The sequence below is a fragment of the Endozoicomonas sp. 8E genome (assembly GCF_032883915.1).
Lineage (GTDB): Bacteria > Pseudomonadota > Gammaproteobacteria > Pseudomonadales > Endozoicomonadaceae > Endozoicomonas_A.
Map to the genome: position 1 here is coordinate 575,131 of NZ_CP120717.1, position 24,519 is coordinate 599,649.

Below are 24,519 nucleotides of genomic sequence, written 5' to 3' on the forward strand. Positions count from 1 at the left end.
CATGGATATCAATCGTTTACTAAAAGTGATGGCCGAAAAGAAGGCCTCTGACCTCTTTATCACGGCTGGCTTTCCACCCAGTTTTAAACTCAATGGCAGGATTGTGCCTGTCACCAGGGAGCCTCTGACACCTGCCATGACCCGGGACATGGTCTACGGTGTGATGGATGAAGATCAAAAAGCCGAATTTAATCGCGAGCATGAATGCAACTTTGCAATATCAGCCTCTGGAATAGGCCGCTTTCGTGTCAGTGCTTTCTACCAGCGAAATTTGGCTGGCATGGTATTGAGAAGGATTGAGACCGAGATCCCGACGCTGGATCAGCTGAAGTTGCCGAAGGTGATTAAAGAGCTTTCCATGAGCAGAAGAGGTCTTGTGCTTTTTGTTGGGGCCACCGGTGTTGGTAAATCGACTTCCCTTGCGGCGATGCTCGGGCATCGGAATGAACATGCCTGCGGGCACATCATCAGTATTGAAGACCCGATTGAATTTATCCATCAGCATCGCAAATCCATTGTCACCCAGCGTGAAGTAGGCATTGATACAGAGTCCTATGCCGTGGCTCTGAAAAACACCCTGCGACAGGCACCGGATGTCATCATGATTGGTGAAATCAGAACCCGTGAAACAATGGAATATGCCCTGGCATTTGCGGAGACAGGGCATCTCTGTCTGGCGACACTGCACGCAAATAATGCTAACCAGGCACTGGAAAGGATTATCCATTTCTTCCCGGCGGATCGTCATGGTCAGATATGGATGGACTTATCCCTGAACCTGAAAGGCCTGGTTGCCCAGCAGCTGGTGAGAACCCGGGATGGCAAAGATCGCCGGGCAGCCGTTGAGGTTCTTCTCAATACACCCTTGATTCAGGATACTATCCTTCACGGTAATGTTCATGAACTCAAGACCATTATGAAGAAGTCTCATGAGCTGGGTATGCAAACCTTTGATCAGGCGTTGTTTGAGCTTTATAACAATGGAGAAATCACTTACGAAGAAGCTCTGTCGCATGCGGATTCACCTAACGATCTGCGTCTCATGATCAAGCTGGGGCCAAAGACTGATGGGGAGCATCTGACCAAAACGGCAGACAAGCTCAGTTTACAGCATGAGGAGATCTACTAGCTGGACAGACAGCCCGATTGAAGCCCTGTATCAGAGCTCCCCAAGGGAGGGAGTATCGTAGTCCGGGCACTCTTTAATGTAATTCTGTTGAAGGGTTACAAGATCCTCTTTGGTGAAAATATCGGTATGGATGTCTGCTTTGGTGAGACGGTTCAGACAGCGTTCCTGTTTTGTAGCCGTTCCACGCAATTCTCTTGGCAGCAGAATGACGTTCACCAGCTCCCTGTTGCCTTTCATATCCACCTGCTCCACTAAACTGCCTATACAACATAACGCACAATCTGGCAGGCCTTTCGTCATTCGCTGTGCGTAGTCTGCCTTCATCCCATAACCAATGAGCGCGCTGGGTGTCAGTTTACGCCGGATCTCAAATTTCTGAGGCGAAATAATCGACAGGTGTTCAATACTTCCGAAGCAGCGGTCACCGCCTTCAACGAGCAAAGTCTGGGTCAGTGTCGTGTTATTGGGGACCTGCTTATGCAGTGATATGCCCTCAACCAGAAAGGCATGGCTGAACGTGCCGCTGCCTCCGTAACTGGCGGAATAACTCATCAACACCTGCTGGTTTTCCATCTGCCCAATCAATTTATAACTGGAGTATGTTGGTAAGCCGGTTTCACTGTTGTGTTCGGGTTGATCATTTTTTTCAAAAACAGCCTGCCATGGGGTAGGCTCCTTGAAAGGGTAACTGAGGTATTTGTTCGTGCAGCCATTCAGGTCGATGGTCTTCTTGCCTGACGACTGGCTGCCTGTTTCCAGACTGGCGAAAGGTTCAAAGCAGAGAGGGTGAATAATTTCTCTCTCACCGGCCCGGGATTTCAGGTACAGGGTACCCAGAAACAGAATCAAAAGAGTTGAAAGAGCGTAGCTAGAGTACCGGGTTGTTCTCATCGTTCATCCAGCCTTCCAGTATAATTTGTGCTGCCATACCATCGACCGGATTAGAGCCATAGTGCCCACTATGGCCCAGTTTGTTTGCCCAGTCTTTGGCTTCAAAAGAGCTTAGACGCTCATCAGCTTCGAAGAAAGGCAGGTTGTAACGACCATGGAGACGTTTGCCGAATTTTCTGGCTCGCATCGACATCTGGGACTCGGTGCCGTCCATGTTCAGGGGGATACCCACCACGACTGCATCAGGCTGCCATTCTTCAATCAGCGCAGCGACATCGGTCCAGTTTGGAATACCATCTTTTGCTTTGATAGAAGCTAATGATGTTGCTGTTCGGGTCACAGCCTGACCGACAGCCACACCAATATTACGTGTACCAAAGTCAAAGCCCATCAGGGTCTTCAGTTTTTTTTCAGTCATGTCTTCTTTAACATCGCCAGAGGGAGCCTTTTGCTGAGGGGAGCTATGAGTGGCCAACCTGATCAGAGAGCAGCCGAAGATCGACACCCAATGATTTGGCGGCAGCATCCAGACGTCGCTGGAAAGGCGTTTCGAAAATAATCTGTTGATTGGCCTTGCAGGTGAGCCAGGCATTATCAGATAACTCTTTTTCAAGTTGACCGCCACCCCAGCCGGCATAGCCCAGGGCCACCAGTGAAGCATCAGGGCCTTCATCCCGGGCCATGGCGAACAGAATGTCCCTGGAAGTGGTTAGCGCAAGCCCATGACTGATTTCAAGACTGGAATCCCATCGATCGCTGCCAGAGTGGAGAACAAAGCCCCTTTCAATCGCCACCGGGCCGCCGGCATAAATGGTGTCGGGACTGAGGAAGCATTCGTCCGCATCGCGGATGCCTACCTGACTGAACACTTCACCCAGCGTCAGATCGGTCGGGCGATTAACAATGATTCCCAATGCTCCGGCGGGATTGTGTTCACAAACCAGAGTCAGAGTACCTGCAAAAGAAGCATCTGCCATGCGAGGCATAGCAATCAGGAAGTGGTTTTTGAGGCTTTGAAAGGTTTCACTGCTCATGGTGGGAGTATCAGGGTAAACGGTCCCGATGGCAAATAAAGTGCTCAATGAATATTGGCCCAGAAACGTTACTGGCTGAATAGTCTGTTACCTTTTTCAAAGCGCCAGGTACGAATGATCTCTACAATGTCGTAATCCCGTAAATCGTCTGTGAAGGGTGCATAGGGAGCCGCTAATCTGACGATTCGGATAGCCGCGTCATCCAAAATGCTGAAACCCGAAGATTTTAAGATTTCGACACTGGACAGAGTGCCATCACGGTTAATTGCCACCATCAGACGGAGTTCGCCGTACAGTTGTTGTTGGCGGGCTTTGGCAGGGTAGTTCAGGTTACCGATACGTTCGACCTTCTGTTTCCAGGCATTTTTGTAAGCGGCACCGGGCTCAAGCATGGTGGAGGCTGAGGTCAGTCGTTTCACATTAGGGCGTCTGGCATAGGCCTGGCGCTGGTCACTGAGCTGAGCTTCGAGGCTGGCAATCTCCTGACGCAGATCGATCTGCTTGCTGGGCTCGGCCTTTTTGGGTTGCTCTTGTGTGGGTTGGTTAATAACGTCACTGTCCTGAACCTTTTTCTCGCTCTCAGCTCGGGTAACGACCTGAGGTGTTTTCTTTGCCTCTGTTTCAGGCGCAGCCGCTTCCTGAGGCTGAAGCTCAACCTCGCTGATTTTGTTGTCCTGTATATCGGCTTTTCGGTCGGTAGTGGGTGTGGCTTTTTTTTCAAGTGTGCCACTGCCCTGCTGATTCAACTGGGCCAGAAAGTCGGCATCTTCCGGCTTTTTCTGGCTCTTGTAGGTCGCAAGGGTGACTTCAAGCGTTTTCGGAGGTGGCGCTTTGTCTTCAAGTCCAAAAGAGAGGCCGAGCACAATCACGGCATGAATAGCGGCTGCCATGAACAGGGTAAAGCCTAAGCGGTCGGCAGAAGAAACGGTCGTCATTGACGGAGTGGGCCTCTTGGATAGTGCATCCTGAATCTTATAGTTGATCTCCCTGGGGCCTGGAAGGTTATCACAATACCTCACCAGCTACATAAGCATTGTCATCAATGAGCATAGGGTACGCAAGTACTGCTTGCTGGGTTTGGGGACATATTTCCAATGGGTGTAGGTGTCAGGGCTACTCACTTGCCGTATGGTAACGAAAATTGTGTATTATTGAGGTCTGAGAAAGTTCGGTACGCTCATCATTATGAAATTTACGTTTAAAAATCTGGGGTATGTGGATCAGGGATCAATAGAGTTGGGAGAGATGACTCTGATCTGTGGTCCAAATAATGTCGGCAAAACCTGGCTCAACTACGCTATGTATGGCTTGTTGAAAGATTACCCTTTTACAGCCTCGTTTAATCTTGAACCTGAGATGTTTAAGAATTTGAAGGAGCACGGAACTGCAAAGCTCTCGTTGACAGACTATGCGGGAAAGCTCGATCAGATTCTCAAGAACATGTCTGATCGTTTTAGCCACAATCTTGGGAAGTACTTCAACACGGATTCCGACCTGATGTCGAAAGCCAGGGTGGGTCTGAAGCTTGAAAACTACACGCTGGATTTGAGTGAAAATATCCATCGAGTAGTGAGATTGGGTAGAAAGGATGTGCTACTTATCTCTAAAGAGGCAGGGGATAATACTCTTATTGTCACGCTTCAGGATACTGATTCAGATCTACCTGAGCCTGCCGTTATTGATATTGTAGAGCGGGAGCTGGCCAGGACGCTTCTTGGTGCTTGCATATTGACACCTTTTGTACTGACTTCTGAAAGGACTGGTATTTCTCTTTTCTATAAAGAGCTGGATCTTAGTAAGAATATTCTGGTTGAGCATTTGTCCGATAGCAGCAAGAAAGGGATTAACCCATTCAGGTTGTTGAATAGTATGCGTTCCAGATATGCAGAACCTATTAAGGATAATATCGATATTATTCGTGATGCTGATAATATTGCAAAGAAAAAAAGTTTTCTTAAAGAAGATAAAGCAGGTGAATACAAGCCTGTTTTTGATGCGTTAAGAGAGATTATTGGTGGCGGTTTTAAAACTGTAAATGACCAGGTCCTTTATCAACCTGTTAAAGAGAGAAACAGGGATAAAACAGCTCTACCCATCTATCTGGCTTCTTCTTCGATTAAGTCACTGTTTTTGTTGGATCTGTATATCAATTCTATAGCTGAAAAAAACAGCATTCTGATTATTGATGAGCCAGAGTTAAATCTTCACCCAGATAAGCAAAGGCAAATGGCCAAGTTACTGGCCAGGTTAGTTAATGCAGGCATTAAAGTTGTTATGACTACCCACAGCGATTTTCTGGTGCGTGAAATAAATAACAGAATCATGCTTAATGTTGATTTCAAAGGGCGATCCAACCTCATGAAAGAACATAAGATGGTCAAAGAAGATATATTACGGCCAGAACAGGTTAAGGCGTACACAGTACACTCTGATCATAAAGTTCATCAGTTGGAGGTCACTGAAGAGGGTATTGATACCGATGTTTTTGATCAAAAAATAGAGGATGCCAATGCATTGCAAGATGACATTTATTATCAGATGAGTTGAATTCAGGGGCTTGGTTTTATGAGATCTGAATTTCTTGCTTTGCTTGCGCCAGAGGTTATATTGCCCATAGTGGAAAGGTCAGGCATGTTTACAGTTACTGTTAAAGAAACTGGAGCAGATGCAAAACTCAGGAGTCTGGAAATAACAGGCCTTACTGATGAAGATATTGCTTTTACTCTGGATTATCGGTCATCTGGTCGGTTGAAAGCATGTTTTAAACAGCTTTCATGCTATCTAAATGTTCAGCATGACAAAGTTAATAAAAGCTGTGATTTTGTTATTTTGACAAGAAACAAAGGGAGTTTAATTGCTGTTGTTGGCGATATGAAGTCAAATAAACCAAGAGAAAGTGAGGTAAGGCTACAGCTTCAGAACTCTGAGCTTTTTGTTGAGTATCTATTTTCTCTTGCTAAAACATGGCACTCGGTTAAAGAAGAATTATCCTTCAAGAGGGTTTGTGTCCATAGCGGAAAGTCAATGATTAAGAAAAGATTAACAAGGGCAAAAAGATCATCCAATAAAGAGGATGGTAAAGTACACTTCCATTCAGTTCGAGGCAGGATGGCAAGAATACGGCTGAACGAATTAATAGAATGAATTGATACAAGCCGAGCTTATGTCTCCATCCTCACAGTAAGGGGTTTTATACTCGTTAGATAGTTTTACTTGAGTAAAACCGCTACTAAAAATCTAACATAATCTGTAATTATGTAGACTTATCTACGCCGTCGGCATGGATGCACGACGAATCGTGTCTAACTCCACTCTTGCGTAGGGTTTAGGGTCGAGCTGTAACGTGTCTCGACCATAATTATCAAGGTTAAAACTCGCACTGTAATCCCTATCATGCAGAGTTTTACATTTTGGACACCGCCACTCACGATCAGACAGAGTAAGATTATCATTTACGTAGTCGCAAGTATGAACCGCACACTTCTTCGAGCTGGGAAAGAACCGATCTGCAATCACAACCTGGCATCCTCTCAGCTCTGCCTTGTATTCAACAAGTTCTCTCAGCTTACCGAAACCTGCGTCACTGATTGCTCTTGCCAGTTTGCGGTTTTTTACCATGCCTTTGACATTCAGATTTTCGAGGGTGATTATTTTGAATCTTGACGTCAGATAATCACTTACCTCATGTAGTACGGCTGATCGCTGGTTACTTATCCGGTAATGTAGTTTGGCAACCGCTCGCTTGGCTTTCACATAGCGGTTGCTTCCCTTTGTTTTGCGGCTTAACGCCCTCTGTTTCCTGTTAAGGCGTTTCAGAGAGCCTTTCAGTTTCTGATTAGCAGCAAAGGTTTTGCCATTCGAACAAATAGCTAAATCTTTGACGCCAAAATCAACGCCTACAGACTCACTGCTTTGTGCTTTTGGGTCGTAATCCTGAGTGTCTACCAAAATAGAAGCGAAATACTTTCCGGCGCGCTTACTGATTGTCACCTGACAGGGTGTTCCTGTGAATCTCAGCTCTTGGCGCATCTTGATGCGGGTTTTCAGTTTCTCAATGCGAAGTGTTCTGTCATCAACATCGAACTTGGGTTTTTCTCTGAGAGAAAAACTGTCGTGTAGTCCTCGCTTCTTGAATCTTGGATAACCTGCTTTTTCTCCTTTCTTCACCCGACGAAAGAAGTGAGTAAAGGCGTCATGAAGATCGTCGATTGTGTTCCTGGTGACACGTTGGCTGACTTCGGCATACCAGGGAAACTCAAGCCTGAGTTCCTGGTATTTTTCATTCGCAGCCTTCTTTGACCATTTAACGCCTTCTTTATTGAAATGTGCTAACAGTTGATTGAACGCATGACGACGGGAACCACAAGCCTTATCAAGATAATCGGCTTGTTGTTTTGTCGGTCTGAGTTCAATCTTGTGAGCTAACAACATCTCGCAAAGTCTCAAGCATTTTTTCGTATAACCTGAGTTCGCCAACCTTTTGCAGAACAGCAGGCTTCCAGTAACTCTTGCTGCCTGTCTAAGTCTGGCTTTTGGTCGTGACCGGATACTCTGCAATAGCAAAGCGTAGGCGCAGCTTCGTTACTGTAGCCTATGAATTCAGACACGTCGTAGTAACGAGTTCCACCTTTGGTCTTTCTGGCAGGAAGCAGCTCACCTGTGCTTTCCCATTTTCGAAGTGTTACTGGGTCTGTACCAAGTAGACGAGCTGCCTCACCTATCTTTACTAATCTCTTATCTATGCATGAGATTTTATAAGATAGTTTTAGATTATAATAGATTGTTGCGAACTGTTTTTAACCCTGTCGCGGTTGTACTTGGGTAAAACATCAGGAGAAAAGTACCATGACATCTATAGCTGTCAGAAAGTCCGGTGGAGCAAGTATCGTCAGTATACCCAAAGTCGTACTGAAAACCTTAGGTATAAAAGTAGGATCAAGGCTGAATCTGTCCATTGAGGACAACAAGATTGTCTTGTCCCCCGTCGAAGAAGAGTTAACTCTTGAAGCTCTGCTTGAAGGAAGTCCGGCTGAACGTCTGGTCATGACAGACGAGGACAAAGAGTGGCTGGGCATGTTACCTGCTGGTAAGGAAATTTGATGTACATACCCGATCGGGGCGATATTGTATTCATCAATTTTGCACCCAGTATTGGCAAAGAAATCATGAAAACCCGACTTGGCTATATGCTTTCCCGGAGACTTCTTAACCAGCATAGAGGGTTCGCCATCATTGCTCCTGTTACCCGTATCATTCGAGGCGTCAAACTAGCAGCCTGTCGGACTTGAGCGTCCGTAGCGAGGATTGCGAGAAATTGAGGATAAAAATTTCTGATTCCGAGGAGAATAGCGAGCTATTTGACGAGGAAGCAGGAATTTTTAGACCAATTTATCGCAACCGCAGTAGGACAGTCTTAAGTCCGACAGGCTGCTAGAGGTGCTGTTAACCAGAACAATGACGACCCACGGGTCTATTCTGGTTCACCAGATGAAATCCATGGACTTTGAGTGCCGGGCTGCTGGTTTCGTAGAGAAATCGCCGGAATCAATCATCGATCAATCAGACAAGATAGCGAAGTTAATTATCGCCTGAAAATTTATTAATCACTATCGATTGTTAGTCTTGCCAACAGAGTTGTCATTATGGTCAGGATGACTTTTCTATATCTTTTTAAAACATACTTACTGCTTGTCCTGAGTGATAGGTATCTTGATTAACTGCCACGGAGGTGATTGATATGAATACTCAAGGATTTTCAGCTGCCAATTACATTCATAGATTGGATAATATGATGATCGACCGAACACTCATTGATGGAATTAATGGGTTCGAAGGTGGCGAGAAAAAAGCAAAATTTTACTCGGAGCAAGCAAACAGATATTACCATGTTTCTGTCCGCCCCAGTAGTGATGAATATAGATTTGTTGATGTCGATGTCGCCGCTGAAACGGGCAGGAAAAATATTTTTAGCCGTATTATTGGTGCAGTTGTTGACGCATTTAAAAGGTCTGATGAAAATAAGATGAAAGTTTTTGGAACTCGTGCGCATCAGATGAAGGATAAACTTGAAAATGATATTCTGAATAAGGCTATAGATACTGCTATTGGTCGAACTAAAGATATTTATAATAAACCTGACGACGATAAAAAGATTATCGAAGATGGATTTAAAGCCGCAACTCAGTTTAATAAAAAATTTGGTATTAGAGAGGTTGAAAATGAAACTCGTTTTACCCTGGCAAAATCTCTTTTTCAAAAACATGGTGATGAGTCTTTTCTTCTTCAATTGTATAAGGAAAATAAATCCAAAGTCATGTGGCTAGAAGAAAACCTTATGCGCCTTTTAGGCAGCGAAGCCATGTTGTATTACAACAAAATGGAATCCAGGCTTCTTAAAATCGAAGAAATATTGAATCGAAAAATTTATGTCAGGATCAAATGAATTGGACTGATTTAGATTGAAATGATTTTCGATGAACAGGGGGGTAAAAAAATCCCCCTCCTTTTTTTAACTCGTTTCCACGCTGGAGCATGAGAACGAGAAACCTTCTTCCCGGTAAATTTTACCCATTACAACCTTTGGTTTTTGACAGAAATATGCACTTATCCTGTTATTGGTCTACTTTGCGTGAACAGAAGTAAAAAGTGTATGGACATAATGTCGAAAAAAATACTTCCTGCGGTGCTTCTTTTGCTGCTCCCGTTGTCCGTCATTTGCGGGGCCGAGGAGCAGGTAAGACATTTTGTTGTCGAGCTTGCAGAGGATCAGGATACAGACTGGTTTTTTTCTATAAAGCCTAACTTGAATTCATTGTCGGGCAGCTCATCAGGTATTGATGACACAAACGGCCTTACAGACTCGGGTTTACTGGCTGATTTCACACCTGCTGGGCTTAATGGTTACGGGTTAGCAGACACCTTTACCGAGTCAAATTCATGGCAATTGTTTTATGCCACTCAACTGCTGGTTACTTGCGGACTGGCTCTGACCACCCATGAAGCCCTCTCGGGTTCCAAAACTTATTCATGGCTATCTGAAGAAGCACTTATCACCGTCGGCTGGCTTTTGAAAAGCTTTTGGGACCCTGATTCATTGCTGTTCAAGCCAACAGATCAACCGGAGGCAATTTGTATTTCGACACAGGGAGATCATCCGTTTGCGATCACCACCATGGTGTTGCCCGGGCAGGGTGAACAAAAAAATGACCCAGCAAACCAGCCATCAGCATCATCTGGTCAGCAGGCCTGTGGAACAATTACCCAACCTGGAGCTTCTTTCACCAGCCCACAGGATTCCGGCTCTGGCGACGGTAACGGAGACCCCGAACAACAACGCCAACATACTTACGGTTTAGATTGTTACGTTGGTTCCTGTCACGGTGTTTGTCAGTTACGACCACCATCCGATGGCAGTGAGCTGGCTGAATCAGGCGATGATGAGTGCCCTATATGCCTTCAAAAGTTCACTGATTTGTATGTTGTTTCCTGTTGTTCGAAGAAAATTGACAAACACTGTTTGCGAAGGATATTTCAGACCACTCAACAACCATTAATAAAAGCCTGCCCATTTTGCAGAGCAGACATGAGTTCTACAGCACAATTAGTGGATTTTGCAGTAAGCGAAGAGGCACAGCAGGACTTACCAGGCTCTTATAACGAGCCCCAGCCTCTTTTTACCATTTCCACACAGGCGGCTTATTTCGCTGCCACATCAATAGCAGGGGGGCACCTGACCTGTGGCTTGGCCACAATCAACGAAGATGGCATGGCGCGGCCATGCAGGGCGGTCTTCATGAATGCCTCAGCCCTGAGGGACCACAGGAGAAGAAATCACACCGGAGAGCAAACCTGCCCTGAGTGCCAGAAGATCCTGCTAAACGCTCAAGCCCTGAGGGACCATAGGAGAAGAGATTGCACCGGAGAGCAAACCTGCCCTGAGTGCCTGAAGATCCTGCCAAACGCTCAAGCCCTGTCGGTCCACAAAAGAAGAAATCACAGCAGGTAACCAATGGCCAGAGAGGGCGGCCAGATGCGGTCATGCGAATATTTAACTCATTACCATGCTCTGAGGGTGTCGCAAAACTTCAACAGCTTGTTCCCATGCTCTGAGGTCGTCATTCCCGCGAAGGCGGGAATCCAGCGCCAACGGTGGATCTCTGCCTTCTCGGGGATGACAAGGCCAGGGGGGCACCGGGCAGTATGGTTCTGGTGGTGAGTCAGTGTGGATTCCCGCCTTCGCGGGAATGACGAGAATGAAGCCGGGAATGACGAGAATGAAGTCGGGAATGACGGGAGTCAACTCGTTCCCACACTCTGCGAGAGAATGCATACCGTTGTGGCATGGGAACGAGAAACCTTCTTCCCGGTGAATTTTTACCCGTTGCAACCTTTGCTTTTTGACAGAAATATGCACTTATTCTGTTGCTGGTCTACTTTGCGCGTACAGAAATAAAAAGTGTAGGGACGTAATGGTGAAAAAAACACTTCCTAAGGTGCTTCTTTTGCTGCTCCCGTTGTCCGTCATTTGCGGGGCCGAGGAGTTGACAAGACGTTTTGTTGTCGAGCTTGCACAGGATACAGACCAGGTCTTTTCTATAAAGCCCAACCTGAATACGTTATTGGACAGCTCGTTAGACATTGACGACGCAAACAGCTACACAGACCCGAGTTTACTGGCTGATGCCACATCAGGTGAACTTAACGGTTACGGGTTAGCAACAACCTGTATTGAGACGATTTCCTGGCAGTTGCTATACGCCACTCAACTGCTGGTTGCCTGCGGACTGGCTCTGACCACCCATCAAGCCCCAACGGGCTCCAAGCCTGATTCGTGGCTACCTGAAGAAGCACTCATCACCGTCGGCATGCTTTTAAAAAGCTATTGGAACCCTGAATCATCACTGTTCAACCCGGCAGATCAACCGGAGGCGGCATCTATTTTGACACAAGGGGATCATCCGTTTGCAATCACGACTATGGTACTTCCCGGAAGGAGTCAAAAAGAAAATGGCCAACAAAGCCAGGCATCAGCATCCTCCGGTCAGCAGGCCTCAGGAAAAACCTCCCGCCTTAAACGCTTTTTCGCCAAGCACCTGTCTCGACGCCGCGACGGTAAAGAAGACCCTGAACAACCCCAACATACTTACGGTTTAGATTGTTACGTCGATTCCTGTCATGGCGTTTGTCGATTCCGGCCACCACCCTCTGGCGGAGGGCTGGCGCAAGCCGTTGAGAATTGCCCCGTCTGCCTTGACAAGCTTACTGATGTGATTGCAACTCCCTGTTGTTCGCAGAAAATTGACAAACACTGTTTACAAAAGGTAATTCTGAGCAGTTCACAATGTTCCTGCCCACTTTGCAGAGGGGACCTGTCTTCATTAGCACAATTACCGGATTTCAGATCATGCTCAGAGGTACAAGAGGACTACAACGAGCCCACGGCTGCCGGTTCCTCACAAACGGCCTCTTTCGTTAACACTACGCAGCATAATACACACACTTTGGGGCCAAGCTGTTTCGTCGATTCCTGTAATGGCATTTGTCGACGCCTGCCACCATACCATCGGAGAAGGCTGGCTGAAGCAGAAGCTCATCCCATTGCCCCAGCGATCTTTTTCGTTGGCACTACGCAGCATAATTTGCATACTTTGGGTTCTAACTGTCCCGTCTATCCCTGTTATGGCATTTGTCGACTCCTGCCACCATACCGTTTTGAAGCAGAAGGTCGGGCCAGTTCCTCACAGAGGGCCTCTTTCGCTGCCATAACAAGAACATGCGGGCAACTAATCTGTTGTGTGACCCGAATCAGCGAAGATGGCCAGCGGCAGGTATGCGGGCGGCTCTTCAGGAATGTCGTGGTCCTGGTGGCTCATAGAGAAGATCACGCTGGAGAGCGAACCTGCTCTGAGTGCGAGAAGCTAAGCAGGAGAGCTCTTTGGGATCACGTAAGAAAAGATCACAGCAGGTAACGAGTGGTGGGAGAGGGTGGCAGCCGTGGGAACGGGTTTTGCGACCCTCTCGGTCAGCCTCCTAGACAGACAGCTTTTCCTCAATCTTATCCATCAACCTGTCACCAATGCTAATATCAAACTGTTCATCCAACTGTCGTATACAGGTGGGCGAGGTGACATTGATTTCGGTCAGATATTCTCCGATAACATCCAACCCCACGAACAGCAGACCTTTCTCTTTCAATACTGGCGCCACCTGCTCAGCGATCCAGTAGTCTTTTTCGGTCAGCTTCTGGCCCACACCACTGCCACCCGCGGCAAGGTTGCCACGCAGTTCACCCTCCGCCGGGATACGTGCCAGAGCGTAAGGTACCGGTTCGCCGTCGATCAATAAAATGCGCTTGTCGCCTGCTTTGATCTCAGGAATGTATTTTTGGATCATGGCCTGTTGTTGCCCGTGTTGGGTCAGGGTTTCAACAATTACACTGAAGTTCTGATCATTCGGGTGAGTTCTGAAAATAGACGACCCTCCCATACCATCCAGCGGTTTGAGAACCACATCACCGTGTTTTTCAGCAAAAGCTTTCAGGTGTCGTGCACTGCGGGCCACCATGACCGGAGGTGTACACTGGGGGAACAGGGTGGCAAACATTTTTTCGTTGCAGTCACGAATACTCTGGGGTTTGTTGACCACCAGCGTGCCAGCGGCCTCAGCCTGTTCAAGCAGATAGGTGCTGTAAATAAACTCCATGTCGAAAGGAGGATCTTTACGCATCAGGATGACATTCAGGGTGCTCAGCGGCTGTTCTTCCCGATCTCCCAGAGAATAAAAGTCATCGGGATTGTAGCGGGCCTGCAAGGGACGCATACTGCCATAGGCGACACCCTCTGACTGATACAGGTCTTCCTGCTGCATATAGAACAGCTCCCAGCCTTTTTTTTGGGCTGCGACCAGCATCGCCAGAGTACTGTCCTTTTTGTATTCGATGGACGCAATAGGGTCCATCACGACGCCGAGTTTTATAGTCATTGCAAGTCCGGGGCGATCAAAAACCGCAGTGTATCCTTAATTGAGTCCTTCATCTATTTTGCAGGTGCAGCCAGAGCCTCTCCCATCCTGATCTTCGATCCGGCTTCGAAGGATTCAAGCCAGTCAACCTGATCTTTGCCAAAGAGCACAATGGCTGTAGAGCCCATCTTGAATCGACCCATTTCGTCACCCCGTTTCAGGGAGGCCTGTTTTGCCGAGTCTTCGCCGTACTCAAAGGTACGAACTTTTTTTCTGATGGGGGTCACCAGTCCGGCCCAGACGGTTTCAATACTGGCAACAATCATGGCACCGACCATGATAACGGCCATCGGTCCGCGCTCAGTATCAAAAATAGCCACGACACGTTCATTACGGGCAAACAGGTTTGGAATGTTTTCAACAGTGCCCTGATTCACCGAAAACAAGCGACCCGGAACGTGGATCATTTTTCGCAGAGTGCCACCGAAAGGTGTATGAACACGGTGGTAATCACGGGGAGAAAGGTAGATCGTGGCAAACTTTCCACCCATGAATTCCTGACCCAGATCACTGTCCCCGCCCAGCAGTTCAATCAGGCTGTAGTCGCACCCTTTGGCCTGGAAAATCCTGCCATTTTCGATGTCGCCGAGCTGGCTGACTTCGCCGTCAGCAGGGCTGACGATCAGGCTTTCGTCTTCAGGCAGGGGACGCACCCCTTGTTTCAGGGAACGGGTGAAGAAATCGTTAAAGTGAAGGTATTCTTCAGGCGTTTCGCGATCAGCCTCGCTCATATCAACATCATATTGTTTGATGATACGGCGGATCAGCGCATTCTTGAACCTGGGGCAGGTGCTCTCAACAAAGCAGTATACCGCCCGTGAAATAAGGTGGTGCGGCAGAAAATATTGGATAAAGGCAAAAAATCGTTCTTTCACAGTCAGGACTCATCCTGTTTTTGAGAGTATTGGATTGTAATGATGAGAGCAGGGGCTCACAAGTAGACGCTGACTCAGGTTTCTACGGGGGTATCTGGCAGATTGCCCCACTCTGACCAGGAACCATCGTAAGCTTTGATAGACAGGCCCAGAGACTTGCCCACCAGATAGGTAAAGCCCGAACGATGATGGCTCTGACAATGGGTAATGACGTTTTTGTCCCGGGTAATGCCCAGCTGTTCAAGAATATCGGCGATGTCCTTGCGAATTCTGAGGTTACGGTCATGATCCATGGCCAGTGTCCATTCAAGGTTTACGGCACCCGGGATGTGCCCTCCTCTTTGTGAGAAGCGTTTTTCTCCCCGATATTCATCAGCTGATCGGGCATCCCAGATCATAGTGTTTGAGTCTTTCAGTGAATTCATGATGAGCTCTTTGTTGGCAATCACAGAGTCATCAATCTTCAGATCAACTCGTGTAGGTTCAGGGCGGTTAATAGTGCTTTCGGTGGGATGACCTTCTTTCAGCCAGACGTGTGCACCGCCGTTCAGGTAGCTGTATTTCTTGTGTCCGATCACATCCAGCGTCCATATGAAACGACCTGCCCAGCCACCGCCTTCGTCATCATAAACAACAATATGTTTGTTTTTGCTGTAGCCAATGTTGGAGAGCATCTGGTTCAGCTGTTCAACGGCAGGAAGTTTGCCCGCTGCCGGTTTTACACCGGAAAGCATGCTCTGTGGAGCAACACTCAGGGCACCGGGAATGTGGGAGTGGTTGTATAGTTGCGGGTTGCAAAGGTCTACTATCAGCAGGTCTTCGTGCCCCAGAAGAGGTTCCAGCTGATCAGCTTCAAGGATCAGTGGCAGATCGTCTATTGAATTCATTGTACTTCTTCGTTCATGGCTGATGAGAAAGTGCGATAGCCTATGCTAACACGGACCCGTCAGAGGTCCAGAGAGTCGACAATCTGTTTGTAGCTGAACATTCGCTCTTCCAGAATTTCGCCATCTTCCAGAGCCTGCTTCAAGGCACAACCCGGTTCTTTCTCATGTTGACAGTCACGGAATCGGCAATGACCAAGGTAAGGTCTGAATTCCCTGAAACCTTCAAGAACCGACTGGGCATCAATATGCCAGAGGCCAAATTCCCGAATACCGGGTGAGTCAATCAACATGCCACCTGCGGGGAAGTGGAAGAGCTTTGCGGCAGTGGTGGTATGCATGCCTTTGCCGGTGGCTTCGGAAAGGTCACCGACACGGATATCAACACCGGGTAACAGGGCATTAACCAGGGAGGACTTTCCCACACCACTCTGTCCAACAAAGACACTGACATGCTCATCCAGCAGAGCTTTGAGAGGCACCAGTCCATCTTCTGAGCGGGTAGAAGCCCGAAGGACCTGATAACCAATGTTTTCATAAGCCGACAGCATGTCGTCCATCAGTTCCATGCCTTCTTCATCCAGCAGGTCGATTTTGTTCAGCAAAAGAACCGGTTCAATGCCTACCGTCTCGGCAGCAACCAGATAGCGGTCAATCAGATTGGTATGGGGAATGGGCACAGGCGCTATGACCAGCACGATATAGTCAATATTGGCGGCAACGGGTTTGATTCGACCATGGTTGTCAGGCCGGGTGAGCAGGCTGGTGCGATCTTCGAGGGCAACCACCACCCCGGTTTCGTCTTTCAGGGACGGACGCCATACCACCCGGTCTCCGGTGACCAGGGGCGGGAGGTTGGTCCGCAGGTGGCATCGACGAACAGCACCGGTTTGGCCCCACGGCTCGATATCCAGGGTTGCACCATAGTGGGCAATGATCAGACCTTGTTGTTCAGGTCCCAGGTTATCGTCCTGCATTTTTTGCTCAATAAGCTGTTCTCGCTTCCGGGCCCGGGCAATGCGTTCCTGCTGGACTTTCTCTATGCGCCATTTCTGTTTGCGCGTTAGTTTGCGCTTACTCATGGTTTACTCAAGGTTTTACCTGGTCTGCTGGATAGGTTCTGGCTTTTCATGGCAATGGCCAGAAATAGCCTTTGTCTCGCTGATGCCCACATCTTTAAATGGATAGACAGAAGGTGCCAATCGATACTGAGCTACAGAGCGGTCAGAAGGAAGCGAGTGTAGGTTTCACGGAGAGATTATGATCGGTTAGACTTAATAAGTCAGCCATGGCTTTCTTCATTTGCCGATATTTTTTGTGAAAATGTCACGGGATCGGGATAAAGGCTATTTCAAATGTTAGAATCCGGGCCGTATTCATTGCCGGGCTGGTACATCTCTCTAAAGGAAATCGGGTGCTTGATGGCTAAAGCAGATAATCTTGTCTGGATCGACCTGGAAATGACGGGGCTTGAGCCCGAACATGACCAAATTCTGGAAATTGCGACCATTGTTACAGATGATCAGCTGAATTTTATTGCTGAAGGCCCCGTGATAGCGGTGCATCAGAGTGATGAAGTACTTAACAATATGAATGAGTGGTGTATCAAAACCCACGGTGAAACAGGGTTGACCCAGAGAGTCCGTGAAAGCCAGATCAGTCTGAGTGAGGCCGAGCAAATGACTCTGGCCTTTCTCAGACAGCACTCCGAGGCCGGTGCATCTCCCATGTGCGGTAACAGTATTGGTCAGGACCGTCGCTTTCTGAACTGTTACATGAAAGAACTTCATGAGTTTTTCCACTACCGTAATATCGATGTCAGTACCTTAAAAGAGCTGGCAAAAAGGTGGCAGCCTGGGCTGCTTGATCAATTTACCAAGAAAGGCACTCATCTGGCGCTGGAAGATATTCGTGAATCCATAGAAGAGCTTCGTTTCTACCGCCAAAACTTTATTAAATCCTGATCAGTTACAGAACAGTGACTCTGAACAGTGGCTCTTAAAAAGAGTGGCTGTTCTTTTTCGTTATTGCAGCAAAGACCTGATAGCTTCAGTCAGACATATTGGTTAAGCTGCCCACCTCTCCTTGTCTTCAGCCCGGTTCTGCTGAATGACGCCAACCGGGAATGTTTCATGAGTTTTGACTCGCTGGGATTATCAGCTCCCATCCTCCAAGCTGTGGCAGAGCAAGGCTATGATGCCCCTTCGCCTATTCAGTCTCAGGCTATTCCTGCCGTACTTGAGGGCCACGACGTCATGGCAGCGGCCCAAACAGGCACCGGTAAAACGGCAGGCTTTACCTTGCCCATACTGGAGAAGCTGGCAAAAGGACCCCGTGTCCAGGCCAATCAGGTGCGGGCGTTAATTCTGACACCCACCCGTGAGCTGGCCGCTCAGGTGGCTGAAAGTGTGGAAACCTACAGTCGCCACCTTCCTCTGCGCTCTACCGTGGTATTTGGGGGCGTCAAGATCAACCCCCAGATGATGAGATTGAGAAGAGGCGTAGATGTGCTGGTGGCAACGCCGGGCAGGCTACTGGATCTATTTAGCCAGAATGCTGTGAAGTTCAAACAGCTGGAGGTGCTGGTGTTGGACGAAGCCGACCGTATGCTGGACATGGGTTTTATTCATGATATTCGCAAGATTCTGGCAATCCTTCCCAAAAGCAGGCAGAACCTGCTGTTTTCGGCGACTTTCTCCGATGAGATTCGAAATCTGGCAAAAGGTCTGGTGCATTCGCCGGTAGAAATCTCGGTCACACCGAAAAATGCCGCCGCTAAAACTGTAGACCAGTGTGTTTGCCCTGTGGATAAAAACAAGAAAGCCGCACTGCTGACTCAGTTGATCAAAGAGAATGACTGGCGTCAGGTGCTGGTATTTACCCGAACAAAACACGGTGCCAACCGGCTGACGCGGCATCTTGAGGGTAAGGGGATTCAGGCCGCAGCTATTCACGGCAATAAAAGTCAGAATGTCCGGACAAAAGCACTGGCTGAGTTCAAAAGTGGTGAGATTCGAGTTCTGGTGGCCACCGATATTGCTGCGCGAGGGCTGGATATTGATCAGTTGCCGCAGGTTGTTAACTTTGAGCTTCCCAATGTGGCCGAAGACTATGTTCATCGAATCGGTAGAACAGGCAGGGCCGGTGCCACCGGACAGGCAGTTTCTCTGGTGTGTGCTGATGAATTCAAACAACTGGTGGCAATTGAGAGGTTAACCCGTCAGGTGATTGATCGAGAGGAAATCCCGGGTTTCAAGCCTGTGAATGCACTGCCAGAATCCAGACTGGATACCCGTCCTCCCAAGCGCAAGAAGCCTAAAAAGCCAAAGAAACCCAGAATAGAGCATCAGGATGGTCAGCGCTCGGGGGAGGTTTCCAGAGGCCATAAGCCCAATACGCCTGTCAGACGTAAGCAAGGGGCAGAAACCAAAGATGCGCCCGGAAAGCCAAGGCGAATAGTACCCGGGTCCAAGGCCGTTTAAATCTTTAATTAATTCCTTCAAACAGGTGACTGGGAAATATGCTGGTGACGTATCAGCCAATGTCCGGAATGATTTTCCAGAAAAATAGTAACCCTGATATGAGCACCTTCGGCACCTTTCACGGGTAGCATCATGCAGAGACAGGCGGCTTCGCCATAGTGATAGACAACCGGTTCTGCTTCCAATGCTGCTGTGCAGGATTCACTGGCATTAAAATAGTCTGTTAACCGCTGTCTCAATGCTTCCCGTTCATTCAAATTGACATGCAGTCCGAAGCTGTGGGGCTCGTCGTCTTTGACAAACAACGACATGATGCCACGGAGATCTTTGGTTTGAATGTAATGGTTGTATTGTTTGACAATATGAAGAAAGGGCGTGAGTGAATCACCCGATAACTTTACAGACATGATCAAAAACCTCTGGAATCTGCGTCTCAGTAGCCCCTAAGGGTAGCCCATGCACAGATTTAATCTTGAGCATTTGGGTGGTGTTGTTTAAGCGCCCATGCCACATGTTCTTTTACCAGTTCCGAGGGGTAGTTCTGGCGCTGGTGAAGCGCTGACATGACTTTATCCGTTGTCGGGGCGTTGCCTAAACCCACTGCCAGATTCCGCAACCAGCATTCAAAGCCCGCACGCCGGATCGGTGAGCCTGCGGTGCGCTCCAGAAATTCTTCTTCTGTCCACAGAAAGAGATCCGCCAAATCACTGTTATCCAGATGGTGACGAGGCTGAAAGTCAGTTTCCTGTGTGTGTCTGGCAAATCGATTCCAGGGGCAGGTGAGCTGGCAGTCATCACAGCCAAAAATTCTGTTACCCATTTTGCTGCGAAGCTCTTCGGGTATGGGGCCACTGTTTTCAATGGTCAGATAGGAAATGCACTTTCTGGTATCCACTTTGTAGGGCTCGACAATCGCCTGGGTAGGGCAAATATCCATGCAGGCGGTGCAGCGGCCGCAATGGTTCTTCTCATAAGGTTCGTCCGTGGGCAGAGGTAAATTAGTAAAGAGTTCTCCCAGGAAAAAGAAAGAACCTGCCTTACGGTTGATAATCAGGGAATGTTTGCCCATCCAGCCCAGACCCGCCTGCTGGGCGAGAGGTCTTTCCATCACTGGGGCACTGTCAACAAATGCCCTATAGCCGTGGTTCGGGGCCACTGCTTCTATTTTCTTTCCGAGTTGGGTTAAGCGTTTGCGAATGAGCTTGTGGTAATCACGTCCCAGGGCATAGCGGGAGACATAGGCTTTTTCCGGTTCATTAAGAATCTTGATGGTTTCGGTTTCTGCAGGCAGATAATCCATTCTGGCGGAGATAACCCGGATGACACCTTCATGAAGCTTTTCAGGATGGCACCTGAGTTCCTTATACCGCTCCATGTACGCCAGATCACCGTGGAGGCCCTGATCCAGCCACTGCTGAAACTGTTTTTTGTCCCGCTCCGGGATTCGGGCTTCAGTAATACCCACATGCTGGAAGCCTAAATGTCTGGCCCAAAGACGAATATCGTCAGCCAGCTTTTGATAATCAGGGCTTTCAGAAGAGTAGTTGGAGATAGACACGTTGATCAGTTGCTGCCAGGAAAAATCTGAGATTATAGACGAGCATTCTAACACACCCCTGGTCGAGAATAATGGCAGACCGCAGAAAGGGCAATCCTGGGCTACTTCTTAGACGGAATCGAAGCTGTTCAGCTGTCAATATTAAGGTAATCTATGGAGGTAGGAGTGAGTGCTTATGTACGATAGCGATCAAATTGGCATCTTTGACCGGCTCTATACTGCAGAACAAGTTCGTCGGCTTGATGATGTAGCAATCAATGATTTTCAGATCAATGGCTTTGAGCTGATGAACCGGGCTGCCGGTGCGGTTTTTCGCTCTCTGATGAACCATTGGCCAGACCTTCTTCTTGGCAATCGGCTTCAGGTCTTCTGCGGTGGTGGGAATAATGGTGGAGATGGTTATCTGGTGGCCATGCTGGCAGCTAAACGTGGGATTTCGGTTTCAGTAAATTTCCTCTCTTCTCCGGAAAAGCTGTCAGGAGACGCCCTGTCAGCCTATAAAGCCTGTATCGCAGAAGGTGTTGATGTTGAACCTTATACACCTCAGACGCCGCTGTCCGGTGATGTATTCGTCGATGCTCTGCTGGGAACGGGGCTGGGTAGAGACGTTGAGGGTCGCTATCGAGACGTTGTCATTCGAATCAATGAATCGGGTCGGCCTGTTCTTGCTGTTGATATTCCATCCGGTCTTTGTGCTGACAAAGGCATCGCTATGGGCGTTGCCATAAAGGCAGATGTGACGGTGACATTCATAGGTATGAAACTGGGGTTGCTTTCAGGCAGGGGAAAAGAGCTGTCCGGGCAGGTTGAATTTGCTGATCTGGATGTGCCGGGGGAGGTGTATGAAACTGTGCCGAATGAAGCGCTGAGGTTGTCAGAAAACAGACTGAGTTGCTGGCTTCGGCCCAGAGCCAGAGATGCACATAAAGGCGACAATGGGCATGTTATGGTGGTGGCCGGGAACCATGGTATGCCCGGAGCTGCCATTATGTCGGCAGAAGCTGCATTATATTGTGGTGCCGGTCGGGTCACAGTGGCTACCCGTCAGGAACATCTTTTGGCTCTGGCAGCCCGGCGTCCCGAGTTGATGGCTTCGGCCGTTTCGGGTGGAGAAGATCTTCGTTCGCTCCTGGAAGGGAAAAATCTGCTGGTTGTGGGACCCGGTCTGGGAAAAGATTCATGGGCCCGCGAGCTCCTTGCTGAAGTGCTGAAAGCTCAGTGTCCTGTGGTAATCGATGCCGATGGTCTCAATATCATTTCGGAAGATCCGGCGTTGCTTAAACATCGAAAGTACCCGATGATTCTCACACCCCATTCCGGCGAAGCGGCAAGATTGCTTGAAACCCGAACTTCAACCATTAATGCAGACCGGGTTAAAGCTGCAAAAGAACTCTTTGACCGTTTCGGTGCAGTGATCGTATTAAAGGGGGCGGGCACGCTTGTATACGACGGAAAAGTCCTCAACCTGTGCCCGGATGGTAATCCGGGTATGGCTGTGGCGGGTATGGGGGACGTACTCAGCGGTGTGATTGCCGCACTGGCAGCTCAGGGCGTAGAGCCCCATGATGCAGCAGCTTTGGGGGTCTGGCTGCATGCGACAGGTGCAGACCATCTGGCGGGGCTACAAGGTGAACGAGGGATGCTGGCACTGGAAACCGTCCCTCACATAAGAAGTCAGCTGAATAAAATAGCAAAACAGCCTTGAGCTATAGAGACAGCTTTGGCTACGGACACAATAAATAATGAATGGGTGCCCTTACCCGTTCCAGTAAAGATAATAGTGAGTGTATGGAAGGCAGGATTGAGCTGCTGATTGATAATGAGCAGGAAATGGTTCAGCTGGGCAACAAGCTGGCTGAGGTAAGCAGTGGTCATGCCGTCATTTATCTGGTCGGAAACCTGGGGGCCGGAAAGACCACTTTATGCCGGGGTATTCTGCATGGTCTTGGTCATCAGGGGGCGGTGAAAAGCCCGACTTATACCCTGGTGGAGCCCTACTCAGTTGAAGGTCAGCAGGTCTATCATTTTGATCTGTATCGACTGGCTGATCCTGAAGAGCTTGAGTTCATCGGGGGGCGGGATTATTTTGAAGAAGACTGTCTGTGTCTGATTGAGTGGCCCTGCAAAGGTGAGGGAGCTCTGCCGGATGCCGATCTGGAAGTACAACTGGATTACAACCTGCCCGGACGCAAGGCTCTCATCAAAGCGGGAACCGAACGTGGGCAGGGTATGTTGAGAAAACTGCAGGGACGGCAGGAGGGAGAATGTCGTCGAGGATAAGGAAATTCTTTTTTGCTGCTTTGTTGCTATTGCCTCTGCCATTGTTTGCAGCCCAGGTTGACGATGTCCGTGTCTGGCGATCGCCTGATAAGACCCGTCTGGTATTTGATGTCTCCAGTGAAGTGGCTCACTCGCAATTTTTTCTGGACAACCCTCGAAGACTGGTGCTGGATATTCGTGGCACCCGGAAGCCCAAAAGTTCAGTCAATCCCCGACTCGGCTCGACCCCTATCAGCAAGATTCGTTATGGGGTTCGAAACAAGAAAGATTTGCGGATTGTCCTGGATCTGAGAAATAAGGTCACCAGTAAAAGCTTCCTGCTTAAACCCAATGCCACATACGGCTATCGTCTGGTGGTAGATCTCTTTGATGATCCCACAAAAACAGCAGAGCCGGTAAAAGAGCCCATTAAAATATCTTCCAAAAGAGATATTGTCGTGGCGATTGATGCCGGCCACGGTGGCGAAGATCCGGGGGCACTGGCCTATGGAGGGGGGCATGAAAAGGTCGTCACGCTGAACATTTCCAAAGACCTCGCCGCTCTGTTGAACCAAGAGCCCGGCTTCAAGCCTGTTCTGGTAAGAACTGGAGACTACTATATCCCCCTGCGTGAACGTGCCGCTATTGCTCGTAAAGCAGGAGCCGATCTGTTTATATCCATTCATGCTGACGCTTTTACGGACCCCCGTGCGAATGGTGCCTCGGTGTATGCCCTGTCCAGAGGGGGAGCAACATCAGAGACTGCCCGCTGGCTGGCTCACAGAGCAAACTCGTCTGATCTGATTGGTGGTGAAGGGGGCATATCCCTGAGTGACAAAGACGATATTCTGGCGGGTGTTTTGCTGGATCTGTCCATGACTTCGACGCTGTCTTCGAGTCTGGAAGTCGGTGACAGGGTGCTGAAGAATATAGGTACGATCAACAGGCTGCATAAAGAACAGGTGGAGCAAGCTGCTTTTGTGGTTCTGAAGTCTCCTGATATTCCCTCTATTCTGGTGGAAACCGGTTTTATCTCTAATCCAAAAGAAGGGCGTAAACTGAAAACCCGAAGCCATCAACGTGCTATGGCCCGACAGATATACAAAGGCGTGAAAGGCTACTTTGTGAAGAAGCCACCGCCCGGTACTCTGATCTCCAGGCTCAAGGCTGAGGGTAAAATAGATACCCGTCCAGACCAGTATGTGATCCAGGCCGGTGATACCCTGTCAGAGATTGCCAATCGCTTTGATATCAGTCTGAGTTCATTGAAAACAGCCAATAATCTCAGTCGATCAGACAGGATCAGAACTGGACAGATGTTAGTGATTCCCAACTAAAAGACACCTGAAGAGAATGTCAGTAATGCTGACAGGCTGGTCAGTCTCTTC

At 48.5% G+C, this 24,519-nt stretch carries 27 protein-coding genes; 14 read left to right on the top strand and 13 right to left on the bottom strand.

Annotated elements, in window-relative coordinates; translation table 11 throughout:
• Position 1: 1 nt before the first annotated feature.
• Positions 2-1,129, top strand: a complete 1,128-nt coding sequence (locus P6910_RS02280; protein WP_317144672.1) for a PilT/PilU family type 4a pilus ATPase — start codon at positions 2-4, stop codon at positions 1,127-1,129.
• Positions 1,130-1,159: 30 nt separating this feature from the next.
• Here P6910_RS02280 and P6910_RS02285 read toward each other — a convergent pair whose 3' ends face one another.
• Genes P6910_RS02285 through P6910_RS02300 form a run of 4 tightly spaced genes read right to left on the bottom strand, consistent with a single transcriptional unit; the run spans position 1,160 to position 3,989 of the window.
• On the bottom strand, positions 1,160-2,020 hold the full coding sequence (locus tag P6910_RS02285; RefSeq protein WP_317144673.1) for a hypothetical protein: 861 nt from the start codon (positions 2,018-2,020) through the stop codon (positions 1,160-1,162).
• Positions 1,998-2,438 (bottom strand): Holliday junction resolvase RuvX, encoded by a 441-nt coding sequence (gene ruvX / locus P6910_RS02290; protein WP_317144674.1) that lies wholly within the window; start codon positions 2,436-2,438, stop codon positions 1,998-2,000. The genes P6910_RS02285 and ruvX overlap by 23 nt, the downstream gene beginning before the upstream one ends.
• A gap of 43 nt (positions 2,439-2,481) precedes the next feature.
• Positions 2,482-3,102 (bottom strand): YqgE/AlgH family protein, encoded by a 621-nt coding sequence (locus P6910_RS02295; protein WP_317144675.1) that lies wholly within the window; start codon positions 3,100-3,102, stop codon positions 2,482-2,484.
• Between the two features lie 20 nt (positions 3,103-3,122).
• A complete protein-coding gene (locus tag P6910_RS02300; RefSeq protein ID WP_317144676.1) occupies positions 3,123-3,989 on the bottom strand; it encodes an energy transducer TonB in 867 nt (288 codons plus the stop codon).
• Between the two features lie 250 nt (positions 3,990-4,239).
• Between P6910_RS02300 and P6910_RS02305 the strand changes: the two genes are divergently transcribed.
• Both P6910_RS02305 and P6910_RS02310 read left to right on the top strand, forming a co-directional pair.
• Entirely contained in the window at positions 4,240-5,601 is a 1,362-nt protein-coding gene (locus P6910_RS02305; protein ID WP_317144677.1) for an AAA family ATPase, read from the top strand.
• Positions 5,602-5,619: 18 nt separating this feature from the next.
• Positions 5,620-6,198 carry a hypothetical protein gene (locus P6910_RS02310; protein WP_317144678.1) on the top strand — a complete coding sequence of 193 codons (579 nt, stop codon included), beginning with the start codon at positions 5,620-5,622 and terminating at the stop codon, positions 6,196-6,198.
• A 123-nt stretch (positions 6,199-6,321) separates the two neighbouring features.
• Here P6910_RS02310 and P6910_RS02315 read toward each other — a convergent pair whose 3' ends face one another.
• Both P6910_RS02315 and P6910_RS26655 read right to left on the bottom strand, forming a co-directional pair.
• Positions 6,322-7,485 carry an RNA-guided endonuclease TnpB family protein gene (locus P6910_RS02315; RefSeq protein ID WP_317144679.1) on the bottom strand — a complete coding sequence of 388 codons (1,164 nt, stop codon included), beginning with the start codon at positions 7,483-7,485 and terminating at the stop codon, positions 6,322-6,324.
• An 11-nt stretch (positions 7,486-7,496) separates the two neighbouring features.
• Positions 7,497-7,835 (bottom strand): IS607 family transposase, encoded by a 339-nt coding sequence (locus P6910_RS26655; protein ID WP_410493912.1) that lies wholly within the window; start codon positions 7,833-7,835, stop codon positions 7,497-7,499.
• Between the two features lie 64 nt (positions 7,836-7,899).
• Between P6910_RS26655 and P6910_RS02320 the strand changes: the two genes are divergently transcribed.
• The 5 genes from P6910_RS02320 to P6910_RS02340 all read left to right on the top strand — a co-directional run bounded on the left by P6910_RS02320 (position 7,900) and on the right by P6910_RS02340 (position 11,059).
• Complete coding sequence (locus tag P6910_RS02320) at positions 7,900-8,154, top strand: AbrB/MazE/SpoVT family DNA-binding domain-containing protein (protein ID WP_317144680.1); 255 nt, start codon at positions 7,900-7,902, stop codon at positions 8,152-8,154.
• On the top strand, positions 8,154-8,342 hold the full coding sequence (locus tag P6910_RS02325; protein WP_317144681.1) for a type II toxin-antitoxin system PemK/MazF family toxin: 189 nt from the start codon (positions 8,154-8,156) through the stop codon (positions 8,340-8,342). Before P6910_RS02320 ends, P6910_RS02325 begins: the two co-directional genes overlap by 1 nt.
• 148 nt (positions 8,343-8,490) lie before the next feature.
• Entirely contained in the window at positions 8,491-8,646 is a 156-nt protein-coding gene (locus P6910_RS02330; RefSeq protein ID WP_317144682.1) for a hypothetical protein, read from the top strand.
• A gap of 145 nt (positions 8,647-8,791) precedes the next feature.
• Positions 8,792-9,496 carry a hypothetical protein gene (locus P6910_RS02335; protein WP_317144683.1) on the top strand — a complete coding sequence of 235 codons (705 nt, stop codon included), beginning with the start codon at positions 8,792-8,794 and terminating at the stop codon, positions 9,494-9,496.
• Between the two features lie 216 nt (positions 9,497-9,712).
• Positions 9,713-11,059 (top strand): RING finger protein, encoded by a 1,347-nt coding sequence (locus tag P6910_RS02340; protein WP_317144684.1) that lies wholly within the window; start codon positions 9,713-9,715, stop codon positions 11,057-11,059.
• 42 nt (positions 11,060-11,101) lie between these two features.
• Here P6910_RS02340 and P6910_RS02345 read toward each other — a convergent pair whose 3' ends face one another.
• On the bottom strand, positions 11,102-11,467 hold the full coding sequence (locus tag P6910_RS02345) for a hypothetical protein (protein ID WP_317144685.1): 366 nt from the start codon (positions 11,465-11,467) through the stop codon (positions 11,102-11,104).
• Between the two features lie 100 nt (positions 11,468-11,567).
• On the opposite strand from P6910_RS02345, the gene P6910_RS02350 reads away from it, so the two are divergent.
• Positions 11,568-13,022: a hypothetical protein gene (locus P6910_RS02350; RefSeq protein WP_317144686.1), complete on the top strand. Its 1,455-nt coding sequence runs from the start codon at positions 11,568-11,570 to the stop codon at positions 13,020-13,022.
• 61 nt (positions 13,023-13,083) lie between these two features.
• Here P6910_RS02350 and gshB read toward each other — a convergent pair whose 3' ends face one another.
• From gshB to rsgA, 4 genes are all read right to left on the bottom strand, one after another.
• Positions 13,084-14,034, bottom strand: a complete 951-nt coding sequence (gene gshB, locus P6910_RS02355) for a glutathione synthase (RefSeq protein ID WP_317144687.1) — start codon at positions 14,032-14,034, stop codon at positions 13,084-13,086.
• Positions 14,035-14,087: 53 nt separating this feature from the next.
• Positions 14,088-14,948: an archaetidylserine decarboxylase gene (asd, locus tag P6910_RS02360; protein ID WP_317144688.1), complete on the bottom strand. Its 861-nt coding sequence runs from the start codon at positions 14,946-14,948 to the stop codon at positions 14,088-14,090.
• A 74-nt stretch (positions 14,949-15,022) separates the two neighbouring features.
• Positions 15,023-15,835: a sulfurtransferase gene (locus P6910_RS02365; RefSeq protein ID WP_317144689.1), complete on the bottom strand. Its 813-nt coding sequence runs from the start codon at positions 15,833-15,835 to the stop codon at positions 15,023-15,025.
• A 59-nt stretch (positions 15,836-15,894) separates the two neighbouring features.
• Positions 15,895-16,914, bottom strand: a complete 1,020-nt coding sequence (gene rsgA, locus P6910_RS02370; RefSeq protein WP_317144690.1) for a small ribosomal subunit biogenesis GTPase RsgA — start codon at positions 16,912-16,914, stop codon at positions 15,895-15,897.
• 339 nt (positions 16,915-17,253) lie between these two features.
• Here rsgA and orn point away from each other — a divergent pair, with 339 nt between their 5' ends.
• Together orn and P6910_RS02380 are read left to right on the top strand one after the other, a co-directional pair.
• Positions 17,254-17,796 (top strand): oligoribonuclease, encoded by a 543-nt coding sequence (orn, locus tag P6910_RS02375; RefSeq protein WP_317144691.1) that lies wholly within the window; start codon positions 17,254-17,256, stop codon positions 17,794-17,796.
• Positions 17,797-17,964: 168 nt separating this feature from the next.
• Positions 17,965-19,314 (top strand): DEAD/DEAH box helicase, encoded by a 1,350-nt coding sequence (locus P6910_RS02380; protein ID WP_317144692.1) that lies wholly within the window; start codon positions 17,965-17,967, stop codon positions 19,312-19,314.
• A 17-nt stretch (positions 19,315-19,331) separates the two neighbouring features.
• Here the strand turns inward: P6910_RS02380 and P6910_RS02385 are convergent, their stop codons facing one another.
• Complete coding sequence (locus P6910_RS02385; protein ID WP_317144693.1) at positions 19,332-19,721, bottom strand: nuclear transport factor 2 family protein; 390 nt, start codon at positions 19,719-19,721, stop codon at positions 19,332-19,334.
• 59 nt (positions 19,722-19,780) lie between these two features.
• Positions 19,781-20,866, bottom strand: coding sequence for a tRNA epoxyqueuosine(34) reductase QueG (gene queG / locus P6910_RS02390; protein ID WP_317146499.1), 1,086 nt, complete (start codon positions 20,864-20,866; stop codon positions 19,781-19,783).
• A 181-nt stretch (positions 20,867-21,047) separates the two neighbouring features.
• On the opposite strand from queG, the gene P6910_RS02395 reads away from it, so the two are divergent.
• Genes P6910_RS02395 through P6910_RS02405 form a run of 3 tightly spaced genes read left to right on the top strand, consistent with a single transcriptional unit; the run spans position 21,048 to position 24,468 of the window.
• A complete protein-coding gene (locus P6910_RS02395; protein ID WP_317144694.1) occupies positions 21,048-22,577 on the top strand; it encodes an NAD(P)H-hydrate dehydratase in 1,530 nt (509 codons plus the stop codon).
• 41 nt (positions 22,578-22,618) lie between these two features.
• On the top strand, positions 22,619-23,152 hold the full coding sequence (gene tsaE, locus P6910_RS02400) for a tRNA (adenosine(37)-N6)-threonylcarbamoyltransferase complex ATPase subunit type 1 TsaE (protein ID WP_317144695.1): 534 nt from the start codon (positions 22,619-22,621) through the stop codon (positions 23,150-23,152).
• Positions 23,137-24,468, top strand: coding sequence for an N-acetylmuramoyl-L-alanine amidase (locus P6910_RS02405; RefSeq protein WP_317144696.1), 1,332 nt, complete (start codon positions 23,137-23,139; stop codon positions 24,466-24,468). Before tsaE ends, P6910_RS02405 begins: the two co-directional genes overlap by 16 nt.
• Positions 24,469-24,519 lie beyond the last annotated feature (51 nt).

Bases quoted from the DNA above. Each gene is read 5' to 3' on its own strand.
- P6910_RS02280 (WP_317144672.1), top strand. From the start codon at position 2: ATGGATATCAATCGTTTACTAAAAGTGATGGCCGAAAAGAAGGCCTCT.
- P6910_RS02285 (WP_317144673.1), bottom strand. From the start codon at position 2,020: ATGAGAACAACCCGGTACTCTAGCTACGCTCTTTCAACTCTTTTGATT.
- ruvX (WP_317144674.1), bottom strand. From the start codon at position 2,438: ATGACTGAAAAAAAACTGAAGACCCTGATGGGCTTTGACTTTGGTACA.
- P6910_RS02300 (WP_317144676.1), bottom strand. From the start codon at position 3,989: ATGACGACCGTTTCTTCTGCCGACCGCTTAGGCTTTACCCTGTTCATG.
- P6910_RS02305 (WP_317144677.1), top strand. From the start codon at position 4,240: ATGAAATTTACGTTTAAAAATCTGGGGTATGTGGATCAGGGATCAATA.
- P6910_RS02310 (WP_317144678.1), top strand. From the start codon at position 5,620: ATGAGATCTGAATTTCTTGCTTTGCTTGCGCCAGAGGTTATATTGCCC.
- P6910_RS02315 (WP_317144679.1), bottom strand. From the start codon at position 7,485: ATGTTGTTAGCTCACAAGATTGAACTCAGACCGACAAAACAACAAGCC.
- P6910_RS02320 (WP_317144680.1), top strand. From the start codon at position 7,900: ATGACATCTATAGCTGTCAGAAAGTCCGGTGGAGCAAGTATCGTCAGT.
- P6910_RS02325 (WP_317144681.1), top strand. From the start codon at position 8,154: ATGTACATACCCGATCGGGGCGATATTGTATTCATCAATTTTGCACCC.
- P6910_RS02335 (WP_317144683.1), top strand. From the start codon at position 8,792: ATGAATACTCAAGGATTTTCAGCTGCCAATTACATTCATAGATTGGAT.
- P6910_RS02340 (WP_317144684.1), top strand. From the start codon at position 9,713: ATGTCGAAAAAAATACTTCCTGCGGTGCTTCTTTTGCTGCTCCCGTTG.
- gshB (WP_317144687.1), bottom strand. From the start codon at position 14,034: ATGACTATAAAACTCGGCGTCGTGATGGACCCTATTGCGTCCATCGAA.
- P6910_RS02365 (WP_317144689.1), bottom strand. From the start codon at position 15,835: ATGAATTCAATAGACGATCTGCCACTGATCCTTGAAGCTGATCAGCTG.
- rsgA (WP_317144690.1), bottom strand. From the start codon at position 16,914: ATGAGTAAGCGCAAACTAACGCGCAAACAGAAATGGCGCATAGAGAAA.
- orn (WP_317144691.1), top strand. From the start codon at position 17,254: ATGGCTAAAGCAGATAATCTTGTCTGGATCGACCTGGAAATGACGGGG.
- P6910_RS02380 (WP_317144692.1), top strand. From the start codon at position 17,965: ATGAGTTTTGACTCGCTGGGATTATCAGCTCCCATCCTCCAAGCTGTG.
- P6910_RS02385 (WP_317144693.1), bottom strand. From the start codon at position 19,721: ATGTCTGTAAAGTTATCGGGTGATTCACTCACGCCCTTTCTTCATATT.
- P6910_RS02395 (WP_317144694.1), top strand. From the start codon at position 21,048: ATGTACGATAGCGATCAAATTGGCATCTTTGACCGGCTCTATACTGCA.
- tsaE (WP_317144695.1), top strand. From the start codon at position 22,619: ATGGGTGCCCTTACCCGTTCCAGTAAAGATAATAGTGAGTGTATGGAA.
- P6910_RS02405 (WP_317144696.1), top strand. From the start codon at position 23,137: ATGTCGTCGAGGATAAGGAAATTCTTTTTTGCTGCTTTGTTGCTATTG.